Genomic DNA, 13,661 nt, shown 5'->3' on the forward strand with positions numbered 1-13,661 from the left:
AAAAACAACTTAACAAATGAATCTTGCAGCGAGACACTCCATCCCATTCGGCTAGCCAGCCGCCCACAAAGAATAAAAGAGGTGCATATGGCAGGTTTCGACAAGCGCGTGAGTTCCTATGAGGAAGCTCTGGCAGGTCTTGAAGACGGCATGACCGTGATCGCCGGCGGCTTCGGCCTGTGCGGGATCCCGGAGAACCTGATCAACGAGATCAAGCGCAAAGGTACTCGCGACCTCACCGTGGTCTCCAACAACTGCGGCGTCGACGGTTTCGGCCTCGGCGTACTGCTGACCGACCGCCAGATCAGCAAAGTGGTGGCGTCCTACGTCGGCGAAAACAAGCTGTTCGAAGAGCAGCTGCTGAAGGGCGAAATCGAAGTCACCCTGACCCCGCAAGGCACCCTCGCTGAAAAAATGCGCGCAGGCGGTGCCGGCATCCCGGCCTTCTTCACCGCCACCGGCGTTGGCACTCCAGTCGCCGAAGGCAAGGAAGTTCGCGAATTCCATGGCCGCAAGTACCTGATGGAAGAATCCATTACCGGCGACTTCGCCATCGTCAAAGGCTGGAAAGCCGACCATTTCGGTAACGTGATCTATCGCCACACCGCACAGAATTTCAACCCGCTGGCGGCCACCGCCGGCAAGATCACCGTGGTCGAAGTCGAAGAAATCGTCGAACCCGGCGAGCTGGACCCGGCGCAGATCCACACCCCTGGCATCTACGTCGACCGGATCATCTGCGGCACGTTCGAGAAGCGCATCGAACAGCGCACCGTGCGTAAGTGATCCCCTGCCCCCGGACCGAATGAAGGAATAACAACAATGGCACTTTCCCGCGAACAAATGGCTCAACGCGTCGCCCGCGAAATGCAGGACGGCTTCTACGTGAACCTGGGCATCGGCATTCCGACCCTGGTCGCCAACTACATCCCCGAAGGCATGGAAGTCATGCTGCAGTCGGAAAACGGCCTGCTGGGCATGGGTCCTTTTCCTACTGAAGAAACCATCGATGCCGACATGATCAACGCCGGCAAGCAAACTGTGACCGCACGTACCGGCGCGTCGATTTTCTCCTCCGCCGAGTCCTTCGCGATGATCCGCGGTGGTCATGTCGACCTGACCGTGCTGGGCGCCTTTGAAGTGGACGTGCAAGGCAACATCGCCTCGTGGATGATCCCCGGCAAACTGGTCAAGGGCATGGGCGGCGCGATGGACCTGGTTGCCGGCGCCGACAACATCATCGTCATCATGACTCACGCCTCCAAGGACGGTGAGTCCAAGCTGTTGTCCCAATGCAGCCTGCCGCTGACCGGCGCCGGGTGCATCAAGCGTGTGCTGACCGACCTGGCCTACCTGGAAATCGAAAACGGCGCGTTCATTTTGAAAGAACGTGCACCGGGTGTCAGCGTCGAAGAGATCGTCGCCAAGACTGCCGGTAAACTGATCGTGCCGGACCACGTGCCGGAAATGCAGTTCGCTGCCCAGTGAGGAATCATTCCATGCAAGAAGTCGTCATTGTTGCCGCCACGCGCACCGCGATCGGCAGCTTCCAGGGATCCCTGGCCAATGTGTCCGCGGTGGACCTGGGCGCCGCGGTGATCCGCCAACTGCTGGCGCAAACCGGCCTGGACCCTGCGCAAGTCGATGAAGTGATCATGGGCCAGGTGCTGACCGCCGGCGCCGGGCAAAACCCTGCGCGCCAGGCCGCGATCAAGGCCGGGCTGCCATTCGCCGTGCCGGCCATGACATTGAACAAGGTCTGCGGCTCGGGTCTCAAGGCCCTGCACCTGGGCGCCCAGGCGATTCGCTGCGGCGACGCCGAGGTGATCATCGCCGGTGGCCAGGAAAACATGAGCCTGGCCAACTACGTCATGCCCGGTGCCCGTACCGGCCTGCGCATGGGCAACGGGCAAATCGTCGACACCATGATCAGCGATGGCCTGTGGGATGCGTTCAATGATTTCCACATGGGCATCACCGCCGAGAACCTGGCCGAGAAGTACAGCCTGACTCGTGAGCAGCAGGACGCGTTCGCCGCCGCTTCGCAGCAGAAAGCCGTGGCCGCCATCGAAGCCGGGCGCTTCGTCGATGAAATCACCCCGATCCTGATCCCGCAGCGCAAGGGCGATCCGCTGTCCTTCGCCACCGACGAACAGCCACGGGCCGGCACCACCGCCGAATCCCTGGGCAAGCTCAAGCCAGCCTTCAAGAAGGACGGTTCGGTGACCGCTGGCAACGCTTCGTCACTGAACGACGGTGCCGCCGCCGTGATCCTGATGAGCGCCGACAAAGCCCGGGCCCTCGGCTTGCCGGTACTGGCGAAAATCGCCGCCTACGCCAACGCAGGTGTCGACCCGGCGATCATGGGCATCGGCCCGGTGTCGGCCACCCGGCGTTGCCTGGACAAGGCCGGCTGGAACATCGACCAGCTTGAGCTGGTTGAAGCCAACGAAGCCTTCGCCGCGCAATCCCTGGCGGTGGCCAAGGACCTGGAATGGGACTTGAACAAGGTCAACGTCAACGGCGGCGCCATTGCCCTGGGCCACCCGATCGGTGCCTCGGGTTGCCGGGTGCTGGTGACCCTGCTGCATGAAATGCTCAAGCGTGACGCCAAGAAAGGCCTCGCCACCCTGTGTATCGGTGGTGGTCAGGGCGTGGCGCTGGCGCTCGAGCGGGCGTAAGCCAACAGCGTTCAACAGGGGGTGCGGGGACCCACGAAGATCCGTGACCGTCTGGAAAAACACCCGGTGCGATGCAAGTCGCACCGGGTTCTTTTTTGCCTGGCTTTTTTTCAGTTAGACCGAGTCATCGTTCTTGGCCCCACTGATCACCACAAACCTCGGGCCAGACCCGGCAAAACGCAAAGTCTACGGGGCCGCACCCAGCAACTGCTGGCGCAACTCGGGATTATTGGTGCGCGGATCGAGCCAGATGGCAAAAAACGCCTTGGCGAATTGCAGGTCCTTCACATCACGCAGTAACTGCTGACCGAGAAAAAAACGAGCGCCCTGCCCCGGCAGATAGACCCCGGTCAGCCGCGTGCCGGCCTTCACGTCGACGAACGACTGTTGCATCTGCGCCTGCCAGGACGCTAGTTGCTCGGCACTGACCGAGGTGCCGGCGAGTCGCTTGATTTCCCTGACGCTGGCGTTCACCAGGTCATCACGGGAAATGCTGCGCTGGTAGATCAGCTCCAGGGCGAACGGCTGATCGCCCGCCAGGGGCCGCGAAGTACTCCAGAGCCGTGCGCTGTAGACATCGAAGCCGTACTTGCGAAACTCACCGCTGCCGAGGATTTGCGCACCAGGCAGCGAATCCTGCCAATTGGCCAGGGCTTGGCAGCTCAGCAAGACAAGCAGCCACAGACCATGGCGCAGCGGTGTTCGTTGGCGGTTCATGGCAGATTGGCCTCATCGCGGGATGCCCAAAAAAAGTATGCGCAATAGACTCTTTCGTACAATTTTCAAAGGCCTCTATTTTTGTATACAAAATGCACATACACATAAAGCAATCTATCCGATGCAATGTTACCGTTGCCACCTCACACAGGTCGGAGACGTGCGCGTGTTGATCCTCAAACTGCTGGTGATCCCAGGCTTCCTGCTACTGATTTCCCTGGCTGGCAAACGCTGGGGGCCGAGCGTGGCCGGTTGGTTGTCGGGGTTGCCGGTGGTGGTCGGGCCGATCCTGTTGTTCCTCGCCCTCGAACAAGGCCAGGCGTTCGCCGCGCAATCGGCCACCGCCGCGCTGTCAGCCATGTTCGCGATGATTGCGTTTTGCGTGACCTACGCCCAGGCCGCACAACGGGCCGGATGGCCGCTGGCGCTGTTGATCTCGCTGTCGGTCTGGGCGCTGGTGGCGGTTGTCCTGTCGCTGATCCCTGCATCCCTGGTGTTTTCGGTGTGCGCCGCCGCCACCGCGCTGCTCGCCGCACCGTACCTGTTCCCCACCGTGCAACCGGTGCTCAGTGGCCCTGCGCCAAAATCCGACAAGCTCTTGCTGCGCATGGTGGCCGGTGCATTGCTCACCTTGGTTGTGACACTGTTAGCCAGCACTGTCGGCGACCGCTGGAGCGGCCTGCTGGCAGTGTTCCCGGTATTGGGCAGCGTAATGGCGGTATTCTCCCAGCAAACCCGTGGTGCGGCCTTCACCGCCGCACTGTTGCGCGCCACCGCCACCGGCATGTACTCGTTCGCCGCCTTCTGCCTGGTGTTGGCCCTGGCCCTGCCGACGATGGGGATGAACGCTTTTGTGCTGGGCATCGCGGTGTCGGTGGCCATGCTGGGCGTGACCAAACGCCTGCTGGCGCGGCCAGCCAGCCCGGCGACGGACACTGAAGGAACCGTCAAAGCAACGAAACCCATTCGATGATTTCGCACGAGTAGAACAACAACGTTGCACGTCAATCGAACGGGTTTGCTTCAACATCAGCCTCAGTTCCACCCCCTACCCGACTGAGGCCTGCACCATGAAATTCTTTTTCCACCCTTCGCCGAACCCGATGAAAGTTGCCCTGCTGCTCGAAGAGCTGCAAACCCCATACGAGTTGATCGGCGTCGACACCTTCAAGGGCGAGCAACACCAGCCAGCCTTTTTGGCGATCAACCCAAACGCCAAGGTACCCGCGCTGGTAGATGGCGATGCCACCGTGTTCGACTCCCAGGCGATCCTGCTGCACCTGGCGCACAAACATCAGCGTTTCCTGCCGACCTCCGCTGCCGGCCAGGCCGAGATGCTGTCGTGGTTGATGTTCATCGGCACCGGCCTGTCGCCGTTCTCCGGCCAGGCGGTGCACTTCCTGCACCACGCACCGGAAGATCTGCCCTACGCGAAAAACCGCTATTTCAAGGAAGTCGAACGCCACTACCGCATCCTCGACGAGCGCCTGGCCCAACATCAGTACCTGGCGGGCGACACCTACAGCATCGCCGACATTGCATTGTGGGGCTGGGCCAACTACGCACCCTACATCCTCGGCGAGAGCGGTCTGGCGGCGTACCCGAACGTCAAGCGCCTGTACGATGAAATCAGCGCCCGCCCGGCCGCCCAGCGTGCCCACGGCCTGAAAGAGAAACTGGTGCTCAAGGCCGAATTCGACGAAGAAACCCGTCGCAACCTGTTCCCGCAAAATCAGGCGTAACCCGCCGGTTCCAGCCTTCGAGGGTAATGAAATGAGTGATCAAGTCGCATTTATCGTTTACCTGCCGGCCAAACCGGAACGTTTTGCCGAAACCAAATCACGCCTGCTGGACGTGGTGCACCAGATGTCGGCCGAGCCGGACTTCGTCAACACCTGGGTGCACCAGTTGCAGGACGAGCCCAATACCCTGGTGCTGTACGAAACCTGGAACTGCAGCAAGCAAGACTTCATCGCCCGTCACCTGAGCAAGCCGTACCGCCAGGAATACGAGAAGTTGCTGCCGGAACTGTTGGCCAGCGAGCGGCGGATCGAGTTTCTCGACGTGATCCAGAGTTATCCGTCGCGTCGGGAAGCTTGACTGCACATTAAGTGACCGCTCGGTAGAGCACACTGGAACGCATCACAACCTCCATGGGATGATCGCGCCCCACCGCGCGCCCATCCCTGGAGATTCCGATGTCATTGTTGAGTAAAAAAGCCCTTGTCCTGCTGCTGGCCGCCGCTACCGGCCTTGGGGCTTTGAATGCGCAGGCCGCCAAGGCCACTTCCAGCGATGCACCCGCCCAGAAAGTCTCGATGCTCGGCGACAAGTTCACCTTCAACCTGCCCAAGGGTTTCATCGCCAACCCGCTGCCGGCCAGCCCTGAAGGTGCCAGCGGTACCCTGTACAGCAATGAAACCACCAAGACCGTGGTGATCGCCGCTGAAAACACCCTGCCCAACGGTGTCAGCGTCAAGGACAACGACGGCGGGTTCCTCGACGGCACCGTGGCCGATTTCGAAGCGGCGCAACACAAATCCCTGCCCGACTACAACAAGCTCAGCGAGAAAGCCCTGACCCGGAAAACCGGGCTGGGCCTGCGCCAGGTCGACGGCACAGCCACGCAAGGCGGTGGCATGACCCTCACCACCACGCTGATGGCCGCATCCGGCACTCGCATGGCGGTGATCCAGGTGATTTCCCGCCCCGGCGACATGGCGGCCCACGAAACCCTGGTCAAACAGATCGTCAGCGGAAAATAAGGCTCAGGGGTTGAGTCGCTGCAACCAGGCGCTCAAATCCTGTATCTCGTCGGCGCTGATGTTGTGACCGACGCCGGGGTAGCCGTGGAACTCCGGTTCGAGTGACACGCTCTGCAACAGGCTGTTGGCTTCGGTGCCGTCGCTGAATGGCAGGCGTTTGTCCTGCTCGCCATGACCGATGAAAATCGCCAGCGACTGACGTTTTTCATCCGGTTGAAGCTCGGACTTGAGCACCGGCAGAATCCGCCCGCTCAACGCAGCGATCCCACCGAGTGCCTCGGGATGCCGCAGGCCAGTTTCGTAGGACATGATTGCGCCCTGACTGAAGCCGACCAGGAACACCTTCTCGGGTTCGGTTTGATATTTCTTCGTGGCCTGTGCGACGAAATCCAGCAGCAACTGGCCGCTGGACTTCAGATCATCGGTCTCGCCGTTGTAGGCCCCTTCGCCCTTCTTGCGAAACCACTGGTAACTGCCCGCCTCCATCACCAAAGGTGCCCGCACCGACAGGTAGGTGTAGGACGCGGGCAAATCGTCCTTGATGCCGAACAGGTCCTGCTCGTTACTGCCGTAACCGTGGAGGAAAATCACCAGGGGTTGATGGTTCGAATCGGCGCTGGCCTGCTCCAGGTACTTGAGCGGCAAGTCGGTCTGCAGCGGGGTTTGGGCGTGGACAGCAGTGGATACCAGGAGCGTGAGCAGCGCGAGAATCTTCAACATGGGTCTTCCTTCACGGAATGCAGGATTCGGGGAAGAGCCTAACACTGGTCAGTAGGCAGGAACATCTCAGGTGTGGCTGATGCCGCCTTCGCGAGCAAGCCCGCTCCCACAAGGATCACCTAAACCCTGTGGGAGCACATTTCCAATGTAGGAGCGAGCCTGCTCGCGATGAGGCCCGAACAGCCTGCAAAAATCTCTGGCTCAGTCGTTGATCAACTTCCCCACCCGAATCGCCTCGCGCCCGGCGACCTTCGCCTGCCAGCTGCCCGGCTGGGTATAGCGCCCACGGTCGATGGCGAACAGCACACCGCTGGTGCCGGCCTGCACTGTGGTGACCTTGTCGTGCAACGGGTCGACCACCTCGAACAGCGCATCACCCTTCTCCACCCACTCCCCGGCCTCACGCAGGAAACTGACCACGCCGTGATGCGGGGCGAACAGGTACTGGGTGCCTTCGAATGGCATGCCTTCACAGCATTCGGCCGGTGCCGCCGGCCAGGTGCCGGAGATCAAACCCTGCTCGGCGAGGAACCCGAGGATGGCCTCGCAATTGGCCTGGGCCTGGTCGACCCGGGTGTCGCCCATGCTGCCCAGTTCCAGGGTGGTCGCCAGGTTGGCCGGTGGAATCGCCGCCGCCGGGAACGCCCTGGCCAGACGCAACCATGGCGAAGAACAGGATTCATCGAACGAGCTGCCGCCGGAGTCTTCACACAACAACGCCACGCCGGCCTTCAAGCGCGCCGCCAAGGATTGCCATTGTGGCCAGTGCTGCGGCAAAGCGTAGATGTGGATCGCGGCGTCGAAGTCGCAATGCAGGTCGAGGGTGATGTCGGCGTCGCAGGCATGGCGCAGCAACAGGCGGTGCATCGCTTCCAGCTGCGATGCCGCTGGCGGCAAGCCGTCGAGGACCTGGCCCATGGCCTGGCGAATCAGCGCGATGTTGGCCTGGGCGTCGCTGCCAAGGCGATCACCGATCAACGCGGCCACCGGCGCACTGAGTTCGACGAACGAGCGGTTGAAGTTCTTGCCGCTGCCCAGCTCGAAACGCCCCATGTGGCTGCCTTGCAAGTGCTGGTCGAGGCCAATGGGATTGGCCACCGGCACCAGTTCGATCACACCCTTCAATTGCCCCTGTTGTTCAAGTTCGGCCAGGCGTTTCTTCAACTCCCAGGCCGTACGCATGCCCGGCAATTCGTCGGCGTGCAGGCTGGCCTGGATGTAGACCTTGCGCGTGCCCGCGCCATAACGAAACACGCTGAGGGTGCGCTCGCTGCCCAGGTGGCTCCAGGGCAGTTTGTGATCGATGCGTTGCATGGGGGGAACTCCTGATGTCAGAACGGCGAGATCACCTGTGCTGAAAATGATTGCACAAAAAAAATGGCAACCGCGTCTGACGGTTGCCACTTTTCCAAACGGCTGGATTACTCGCCGTAAACGTCAAACTTGAAGTACTTGTCTTGCACTTGCTTGTACTTGCCGTTGGCGCGGATTTCGGTGATCGCTGTGTTGAATTTCTCGGCCAGGGCGGTATCGCCCTTACGCACGGCAATGCCGGCGCCGCCACCGAAGTATTTCGGATCGTTGTACTCAGGGCCGACGAAGGCAAAACCTTTACCGGCGTCGGTTTTCAGGAAACCGTCGTCCAGGTTGACCGAGTCGGCCAGCAGCGCATCAATGCGGCCGGACACCATGTCCAGGTTGGCTTCCTGCTGGGAGCCGTAGCGCACCAGGACAATCCCTGCCGGTTGCAGCACTTCAGTGGCGAAGCGGTCGTGGGTACTGGCGCGCAGGACACCGACTTTCTTGCCCTTGAGTTCGGTCAGCGGATCCTTGACGTCGCTGCCTTCCTTCATCACGAAGCGCGCCGGGGTGTGGTAGTACTTGATGGTGAAATCGACGTTCTTCTTGCGGTCGTCAGTGATGGTCATGGACGACAGGATGGCATCGATTTTCTTGACCTTCAGCGCAGGGATCAGGCCGTCGAACTCTTGCTCGACCCAGGTGCATTTGACTTTCATCTGCTCACACAGCGCGTCGCCGATGTCCACGTCGAAACCGGTGAGTTTGCCGTCAGGGGTTTTCATCGAGAATGGCGGGTAGCCAGCTTCGATACCGATGCGGATCGGCTTGGCGTCTTCGGCCACGGCGGTCAGGGACAACATCGACAGTGCCAGGGCACCGAACATCACTAGCTTCTTCATTTATAACTCCTGTGTGCGGAGGCTTTTATTGGCAGCTTCGATTGGCAGCGTTCGGTCATCGCTTCGTGAGCGGGAACCGAAGTGGCCGGCAGTCTAGAGCGGCTACAGGAGGGCAAATTACGCCAAGGCGACAAATATTTATAGAAAAGTGGCACCCGGAGGGAGGCATCGAGGTGAACGCGCCTTGACGGTGCAAAGTCTGTCAGACATACCGCGTTTTCAGACCAGACCTACAGGTTTTCCGGCTCCATCCGACAGAATGGGACGACTGGCGATACCGGGTGTTTTACGGCACATTGAGCGCCCTTGCGTCCCATCGAGAGTAGCGTGATGCCCACGTTGAACCTGATCCAGCACCACCCCGCCGAAGGTCCGGGCGCCATCGCCATCTGGGCCGAATCCCGAGGGCTGACGCTGAAGGTGTTTCGCGCCGACCTCGGCCAATTGCCGCCCGTCAGCACCAATCCCGTGATCCTGTTGGGCGGGCCTTACGAATCCAATGCCGGTCCGGCCTGGCTGGAAGCCGAACGGCAATGGCTCAGAGGCAGTCTCGATCAGGACGCGGCTGTGTTCGCCATATGCCTGGGGGCACAGTTGCTGGCGTTGAGCCTGGGCGGGAATGTACGGCGGATGGACCGGAGCGAAACCGGATGGACCACCGTGACCTTTATCGATGGGCAAACGTTGAAGGTGCTGGAGTGGCACGAAGACGCCATCGACCTGCCGCCCAACGCGCAATTGCTAGCCAGCAGCGAGCAGTGCAAGCAGCAGATGTACCGCGCCGGGCCGGCGCGGCTGGGGTTGCAGTTTCATCCGGAGTGGAATGCCGAGTCGGTGGCCATGCTCAACGCGCATTTTGGCGATGAGTCGCCGTTGCCTCGGGGGCCACAGGACGATGCGGCCTATGCCGATGTGTTGGCGTGGTTGCAGGCAACACTGGATGAGTGGTGGGCGGCCGCTAACGAACACTGATCCGTGTGTAACACCACTCTTGTGGCGAGGGAGCTTGCTCCCGCCGGGTCGCGAAGCGGCCCCAAAAACTGCGTCTGCTTCGCAGCCGAGCGGGAGCAAGCTCCCTCGCCACAGGCAAGCCCCCTCACCACAATGATCAATGGTGTTTGGGTATCAGCATTCACAACCAATCACAGCATTCACCGGCCGCTGCACCCCGACACTCAACTCAAACCCTTCATCCAGCCACCCGGTCACGCCGCCGATCATCTCCTTGACCGGATACCCCAGGGCCGCCAGTTTCACCGCCGCCTTGTTCGCGCCGTTGCAGTGAGGCCCGGCGCAATACACCACGAACAGGCTGCTTTTCGGATAACCCGCCAAACCTTCGGTAGTCAGCAAGCGCCCGGGAATGTTGATCGCTCCCGGTACATGCCCGCGCTCAAACGCCAGCGGGCCACGAACATCCACCAGAACGAAATCGACTTCGCCAGCCCGCTGGCTGCCGTGGACGTCGGAACAATCGGTTTCGAAGGTCAGACGGTTGCTGAAATGCATCAGGGCGATGGCCGATGGGGCGGCGGGAATTTCGCGAACCAGGCTGGTCATGGGCTGTACTCCAAAGAGGCGGTGGGTGTAGGAAGACTTTATCCGCCAGCCACTTGCGACTACAGTGGCGCACAAGACACTCACCGGGAACTTTCCGCCAAATGCACCCCACCCCAGGAACGGTCGCGATTCTGGCCTACGACGGCCTCTGCACCTTCGAGTTCGGTATTGCCGTGGAGATCTTCGGCCTGCCACGACCTGAGTTCGATTTTCCGTGGTACGAGCACCGCATCGTCGCGGTCGATCAAGGTCCGATGCGTGCCATGGGCGGCATCCAGGTCCTGGCCGATGGCGGCATGGAATTGCTCGCCGATGCCCGCACCATCATCATTCCCGGCTGGCGCGACCGCAGCGCCGCGGTACCCGCTGAGCTGATCGCCGCCCTGCGCCAGGCCCATGCGCGGGGGGCGCGGTTGCTGTCGATCTGCTCCGGTGTTTTCGTCCTCGCCGCCACCGGGTTGCTCGACGGCCACGGCGCGACCACGCACTGGCGCTACACCTCGGAACTGGCCGAACGGTTTCCCGGCATCCTGGTGGACCCGGACGTGCTGTATGTCGATTCCGGCCAATTGATCACATCCGCCGGCAGCGCGGCGGGCATCGATGCCTGCCTGCACCTGGTGGCACGGGATTTCGGCACCCAGGTGGCCAACTCCGTGGCCCGGCGCCTGGTCATGTCGCCGCAACGCAGCGGTGGCCAGGCGCAATTCATTCCGACACCGGTCAGTCCTACACCGCGCAGCGATCTTTCCCGCGTCATGCAGTGGGCACGTGAGCGTCTGCACGAGCCGATGGAGGTACGCGACCTGGCCAGCGAAGCCGCCATGAGCGAACGCACCTTCCTGCGCCGCTTTACCGAAGCCAGTGGCCAGTCACCGAAAACCTGGTTGCAGCACGAACGTCTGGGCCGCGCCCGCGAACTGCTGGAAAGCAGCGAGCAGAACACCGAGCAGATAGCCGAACGTTGTGGTTATCGCTCGGTGGAAAGCTTTCGGGTGGCCTTTCGAACGGTGGTTGGCGTGCCGCCTTCGGTGTATCGGGAGCGGTTTGGGCGTGGGGGGCAATGCTGAACCTTCGGTAGGCCTTCAAGGCCCCTTCGCGAGCAGGCTCGCTCCCACACGGATGGAGTGAACACCGGAGGTTCACTGTGGGAGCGAGCCTGCTCCGGGCGGCGATCCGACGATGGCGTCAGCCCGGTCACCTCAACTCTCAAGGTTTGCGCAATAAATAGGTATCCATGATCCAGCCATTGGCCAGCCTTGCAGCCTTGCGCACCCGTTCGATTTCATCCGCCACATCCTTGAGCTTGCCGCTGATCAGGATTTCATCCGGCGTCCCCAGATAGGCCCCCCAGTAAATCTCGGTGTCCTGATCCACCACCTGCTGGTAAGCATCCTGGGCATCGAGCATCACCACCAGGCTGTCGGCATCGCTCACCTGGCCTGCCGCCAGACGCCGGCCGGTGGTGATTTCAACGGAGCGGCCAATCTGGTTGAGCGCCACCTTGTGCCGGGCCGCCAACGCCTGAACGCTGGTAATGCCAGGGATCACCTCGAACTCGAACGCGCAGGCGCCCGAGGCCTGGATCGCCTGAAGGATACGGATGGTGCTGTCGTAAAGCGCCGGGTCGCCCCACACCAGAAAACCACCACACTGGCCGTCGGACACTTCTTCATTGATCAGGCGTTCGAAGGTCTGTTGTTTGGCCAGGTTCAAGTCGTCGACACTGGTCTTGTAGTCCACCTCACCGCGCTCGCGCTCACGCTCCGGGCTGTGGGCTTCGACAAAACGGTAATCGTGGTCAGTGATGTAGCGTTCGCAGATTTCGCGCCGCAATTCGATGAGTTTGTCTTTGCCCTGGCCCTTGTCCATGAGAAAAAAAACATCGACCTGATTCAACGCCTTCACCGCTTGCATTGTGATGTAGTCGGGATTGCCGGCACCGATCCCGATGACCAGGAGTTTTTTCATCTAAGCAGGTCCTCGGGGTCGGTGCCCGGCAAGCGTAGCCGCCAGCGGCCATGGAACCGCAACTCGACAGCCGACAGGGGTTCGACGTCGATCAGGCTGGACGATGCCCCCTGCAATACCTGCGTCAGTGCGGCACGGATGACGAAGGGATGGGTAATGGCCACGATGTGCCCCGGTGTCGACTGCAAGGTTGTCAACCACGCGCCCACCCGCTCCTCCAGTTGCACCAGCGACTCACCACCGTGGGGTGCCGAAGCCGGGTCCACCAACCAATACTGGAGCGCCTGGGCTGCATTTTTTTGCAGCTCACCGATGCGCACACCGCCCCAGCGCCCGAAGTCGCAGTCCCTCAGTGCGTCGGTAATCTCCGGTGCACTGCCGAACAGTTCAGCGGTTTGCCGGGTGCGCAACTCCGGGCCACAGACAAGGCGTGGAGCGCCCTTGAACTGATTGCAACGGGAAAGCCTGAGCGTTTGCCAATCCATCTCCAGAGGTTCGTCCAGAGGAAAACGCGCCAATTTCTGTGCGACGGTTCGAGCGTGGCAAATCAGGGTTAAACGGGTTGCCTGCACCAGCAATCACTCTAAAGATGGAAAGGAACGACGGCGTCAGGTGACCGCCATTGCGCAATTGTGCCGCAACAAAGCAGGCCCGGGTGGTGTTTAATTTTCCTGCTTGAAACAGATTCCTTCAGTCATTTCCTGCCAGATTTTCTGTCATGGCTGACCGCAATACAGGCAATCACCTACAAGACTTTACGACATCGGCGTAGCCCCTTGGTACAGGCACTTCGCCCCTTTTCGGACACGGTCAAACCACGCAAAAATTCACTAGACAGGCAGTACACGATAATTAAATACTCCTTTCAACGGACTGTTAAAACATGTACCACGCTCATCCAGCAGGAGCCCGGATGCCCTTTCTCAAACTCCCCATCAATGCGCCTGGCCAGGCATCGCATCCGGCCGAATTGCCCGTTCCTTGTTTAATGCGGTCCATCCCAAGAAACATCTGACAAGAAAAAGAGTGGCGCCTGACAACGTTCA

General features: G+C 60.9%; 16 protein-coding genes. 9 read left to right on the forward strand and 7 right to left on the reverse strand.

Annotated elements, in window-relative coordinates; translation table 11 throughout:
• Nucleotides 1–87 precede the first annotated feature (87 nt).
• Genes AC3ITY_RS20815 through AC3ITY_RS20825 form a run of 3 tightly spaced genes read left to right on the forward strand, consistent with a single transcriptional unit; the run spans nt 88 to nt 2,681 of the window.
• Nucleotides 88–786, forward strand: a complete 699-nt coding sequence (locus tag AC3ITY_RS20815; RefSeq protein WP_046043267.1) for a CoA transferase subunit A — start codon at nt 88–90, stop codon at nt 784–786.
• Between the two features lie 36 nt (nt 787–822).
• Nucleotides 823–1,488 (forward strand): CoA transferase subunit B, encoded by a 666-nt coding sequence (locus AC3ITY_RS20820; RefSeq protein WP_008026717.1) that lies wholly within the window; start codon nt 823–825, stop codon nt 1,486–1,488.
• An 11-nt stretch (nt 1,489–1,499) separates the two neighbouring features.
• A complete protein-coding gene (locus AC3ITY_RS20825) occupies nt 1,500–2,681 on the forward strand; it encodes an acetyl-CoA C-acetyltransferase (protein WP_223459831.1) in 1,182 nt (393 codons plus the stop codon).
• A 186-nt stretch (nt 2,682–2,867) separates the two neighbouring features.
• Here the strand turns inward: AC3ITY_RS20825 and AC3ITY_RS20830 are convergent, their stop codons facing one another.
• Nucleotides 2,868–3,398: a chalcone isomerase family protein gene (locus tag AC3ITY_RS20830; RefSeq protein ID WP_223459833.1), complete on the reverse strand. Its 531-nt coding sequence runs from the start codon at nt 3,396–3,398 to the stop codon at nt 2,868–2,870.
• 166 nt (nt 3,399–3,564) lie between these two features.
• Between AC3ITY_RS20830 and AC3ITY_RS20835 the strand changes: the two genes are divergently transcribed.
• The 4 genes from AC3ITY_RS20835 (at nt 3,565) to AC3ITY_RS20850 (ending at nt 6,163) form a co-directional block, all read left to right on the forward strand.
• Nucleotides 3,565–4,371 carry a hypothetical protein gene (locus AC3ITY_RS20835; protein ID WP_489310962.1) on the forward strand — a complete coding sequence of 269 codons (807 nt, stop codon included), beginning with the start codon at nt 3,565–3,567 and terminating at the stop codon, nt 4,369–4,371.
• A 97-nt stretch (nt 4,372–4,468) separates the two neighbouring features.
• Complete coding sequence (locus AC3ITY_RS20840) at nt 4,469–5,140, forward strand: glutathione S-transferase family protein (protein WP_489304652.1); 672 nt, start codon at nt 4,469–4,471, stop codon at nt 5,138–5,140.
• Between the two features lie 31 nt (nt 5,141–5,171).
• Entirely contained in the window at nt 5,172–5,498 is a 327-nt protein-coding gene (locus AC3ITY_RS20845) for a putative quinol monooxygenase (RefSeq protein WP_489304653.1), read from the forward strand.
• A gap of 98 nt (nt 5,499–5,596) precedes the next feature.
• On the forward strand, nt 5,597–6,163 hold the full coding sequence (locus AC3ITY_RS20850) for a DcrB/PsbP domain-containing protein (RefSeq protein WP_489304654.1): 567 nt from the start codon (nt 5,597–5,599) through the stop codon (nt 6,161–6,163).
• 3 nt (nt 6,164–6,166) lie between these two features.
• Here AC3ITY_RS20850 and AC3ITY_RS20855 read toward each other — a convergent pair whose 3' ends face one another.
• The 3 genes from AC3ITY_RS20855 to AC3ITY_RS20865 form a co-directional block, all read right to left on the reverse strand.
• A complete protein-coding gene (locus AC3ITY_RS20855) occupies nt 6,167–6,883 on the reverse strand; it encodes an alpha/beta hydrolase (RefSeq protein ID WP_489304655.1) in 717 nt (238 codons plus the stop codon).
• 201 nt (nt 6,884–7,084) lie between these two features.
• Nucleotides 7,085–8,197 (reverse strand): succinylglutamate desuccinylase/aspartoacylase family protein, encoded by a 1,113-nt coding sequence (locus AC3ITY_RS20860; protein ID WP_489304657.1) that lies wholly within the window; start codon nt 8,195–8,197, stop codon nt 7,085–7,087.
• 107 nt (nt 8,198–8,304) lie between these two features.
• The gene (locus AC3ITY_RS20865) at nt 8,305–9,084 is read right to left on the reverse strand and encodes an ABC transporter substrate-binding protein (RefSeq protein WP_150752940.1); all 780 of its coding nucleotides are present in this window, start codon (nt 9,082–9,084) and stop codon (nt 8,305–8,307) included.
• 330 nt (nt 9,085–9,414) lie between these two features.
• On the opposite strand from AC3ITY_RS20865, the gene AC3ITY_RS20870 reads away from it, so the two are divergent.
• Nucleotides 9,415–10,056: a type 1 glutamine amidotransferase gene (locus tag AC3ITY_RS20870; RefSeq protein WP_489304658.1), complete on the forward strand. Its 642-nt coding sequence runs from the start codon at nt 9,415–9,417 to the stop codon at nt 10,054–10,056.
• Between the two features lie 153 nt (nt 10,057–10,209).
• Here AC3ITY_RS20870 and AC3ITY_RS20875 read toward each other — a convergent pair whose 3' ends face one another.
• The gene (locus AC3ITY_RS20875; protein WP_489304660.1) at nt 10,210–10,644 is read right to left on the reverse strand and encodes a rhodanese-like domain-containing protein; all 435 of its coding nucleotides are present in this window, start codon (nt 10,642–10,644) and stop codon (nt 10,210–10,212) included.
• A 101-nt stretch (nt 10,645–10,745) separates the two neighbouring features.
• Here AC3ITY_RS20875 and ftrA point away from each other — a divergent pair, with 101 nt between their 5' ends.
• Nucleotides 10,746–11,714 carry a transcriptional regulator FtrA gene (ftrA, locus tag AC3ITY_RS20880; RefSeq protein WP_489304662.1) on the forward strand — a complete coding sequence of 323 codons (969 nt, stop codon included), beginning with the start codon at nt 10,746–10,748 and terminating at the stop codon, nt 11,712–11,714.
• A 139-nt stretch (nt 11,715–11,853) separates the two neighbouring features.
• Here the strand turns inward: ftrA and cobF are convergent, their stop codons facing one another.
• Both cobF and AC3ITY_RS20890 read right to left on the reverse strand, forming a co-directional pair.
• Entirely contained in the window at nt 11,854–12,615 is a 762-nt protein-coding gene (gene cobF, locus AC3ITY_RS20885) for a precorrin-6A synthase (deacetylating) (protein WP_223459846.1), read from the reverse strand.
• On the reverse strand, nt 12,612–13,187 hold the full coding sequence (locus tag AC3ITY_RS20890; RefSeq protein WP_223459848.1) for a histidine phosphatase family protein: 576 nt from the start codon (nt 13,185–13,187) through the stop codon (nt 12,612–12,614). The genes cobF and AC3ITY_RS20890 overlap by 4 nt, the downstream gene beginning before the upstream one ends.
• Nucleotides 13,188–13,661: the final 474 nt, after the last annotated feature.

The organism is Pseudomonas sp. GL_091 (assembly GCF_057837725.1).

Excerpts from the sequence above, each read along its gene's own strand:
- AC3ITY_RS20865 (WP_150752940.1), bottom strand. The coding sequence starts at position 9,084 with ATGAAGAAGCTAGTGATGTTCGGTGCCCTGGCACTGTCGATGTTGTCC.
- AC3ITY_RS20850 (WP_489304654.1), top strand. The coding sequence starts at position 5,597 with ATGTCATTGTTGAGTAAAAAAGCCCTTGTCCTGCTGCTGGCCGCCGCT.
- AC3ITY_RS20870 (WP_489304658.1), top strand. The coding sequence starts at position 9,415 with ATGCCCACGTTGAACCTGATCCAGCACCACCCCGCCGAAGGTCCGGGC.
- AC3ITY_RS20845 (WP_489304653.1), top strand. The coding sequence starts at position 5,172 with ATGAGTGATCAAGTCGCATTTATCGTTTACCTGCCGGCCAAACCGGAA.
- AC3ITY_RS20840 (WP_489304652.1), top strand. The coding sequence starts at position 4,469 with ATGAAATTCTTTTTCCACCCTTCGCCGAACCCGATGAAAGTTGCCCTG.
- AC3ITY_RS20855 (WP_489304655.1), bottom strand. The coding sequence starts at position 6,883 with ATGTTGAAGATTCTCGCGCTGCTCACGCTCCTGGTATCCACTGCTGTC.
- AC3ITY_RS20875 (WP_489304660.1), bottom strand. The coding sequence starts at position 10,644 with ATGACCAGCCTGGTTCGCGAAATTCCCGCCGCCCCATCGGCCATCGCC.
- cobF (WP_223459846.1), bottom strand. The coding sequence starts at position 12,615 with ATGAAAAAACTCCTGGTCATCGGGATCGGTGCCGGCAATCCCGACTAC.
- ftrA (WP_489304662.1), top strand. The coding sequence starts at position 10,746 with ATGCACCCCACCCCAGGAACGGTCGCGATTCTGGCCTACGACGGCCTC.
- AC3ITY_RS20825 (WP_223459831.1), top strand. The coding sequence starts at position 1,500 with ATGCAAGAAGTCGTCATTGTTGCCGCCACGCGCACCGCGATCGGCAGC.
- AC3ITY_RS20815 (WP_046043267.1), top strand. The coding sequence starts at position 88 with ATGGCAGGTTTCGACAAGCGCGTGAGTTCCTATGAGGAAGCTCTGGCA.
- AC3ITY_RS20830 (WP_223459833.1), bottom strand. The coding sequence starts at position 3,398 with ATGAACCGCCAACGAACACCGCTGCGCCATGGTCTGTGGCTGCTTGTC.
- AC3ITY_RS20860 (WP_489304657.1), bottom strand. The coding sequence starts at position 8,197 with ATGCAACGCATCGATCACAAACTGCCCTGGAGCCACCTGGGCAGCGAG.
- AC3ITY_RS20820 (WP_008026717.1), top strand. The coding sequence starts at position 823 with ATGGCACTTTCCCGCGAACAAATGGCTCAACGCGTCGCCCGCGAAATG.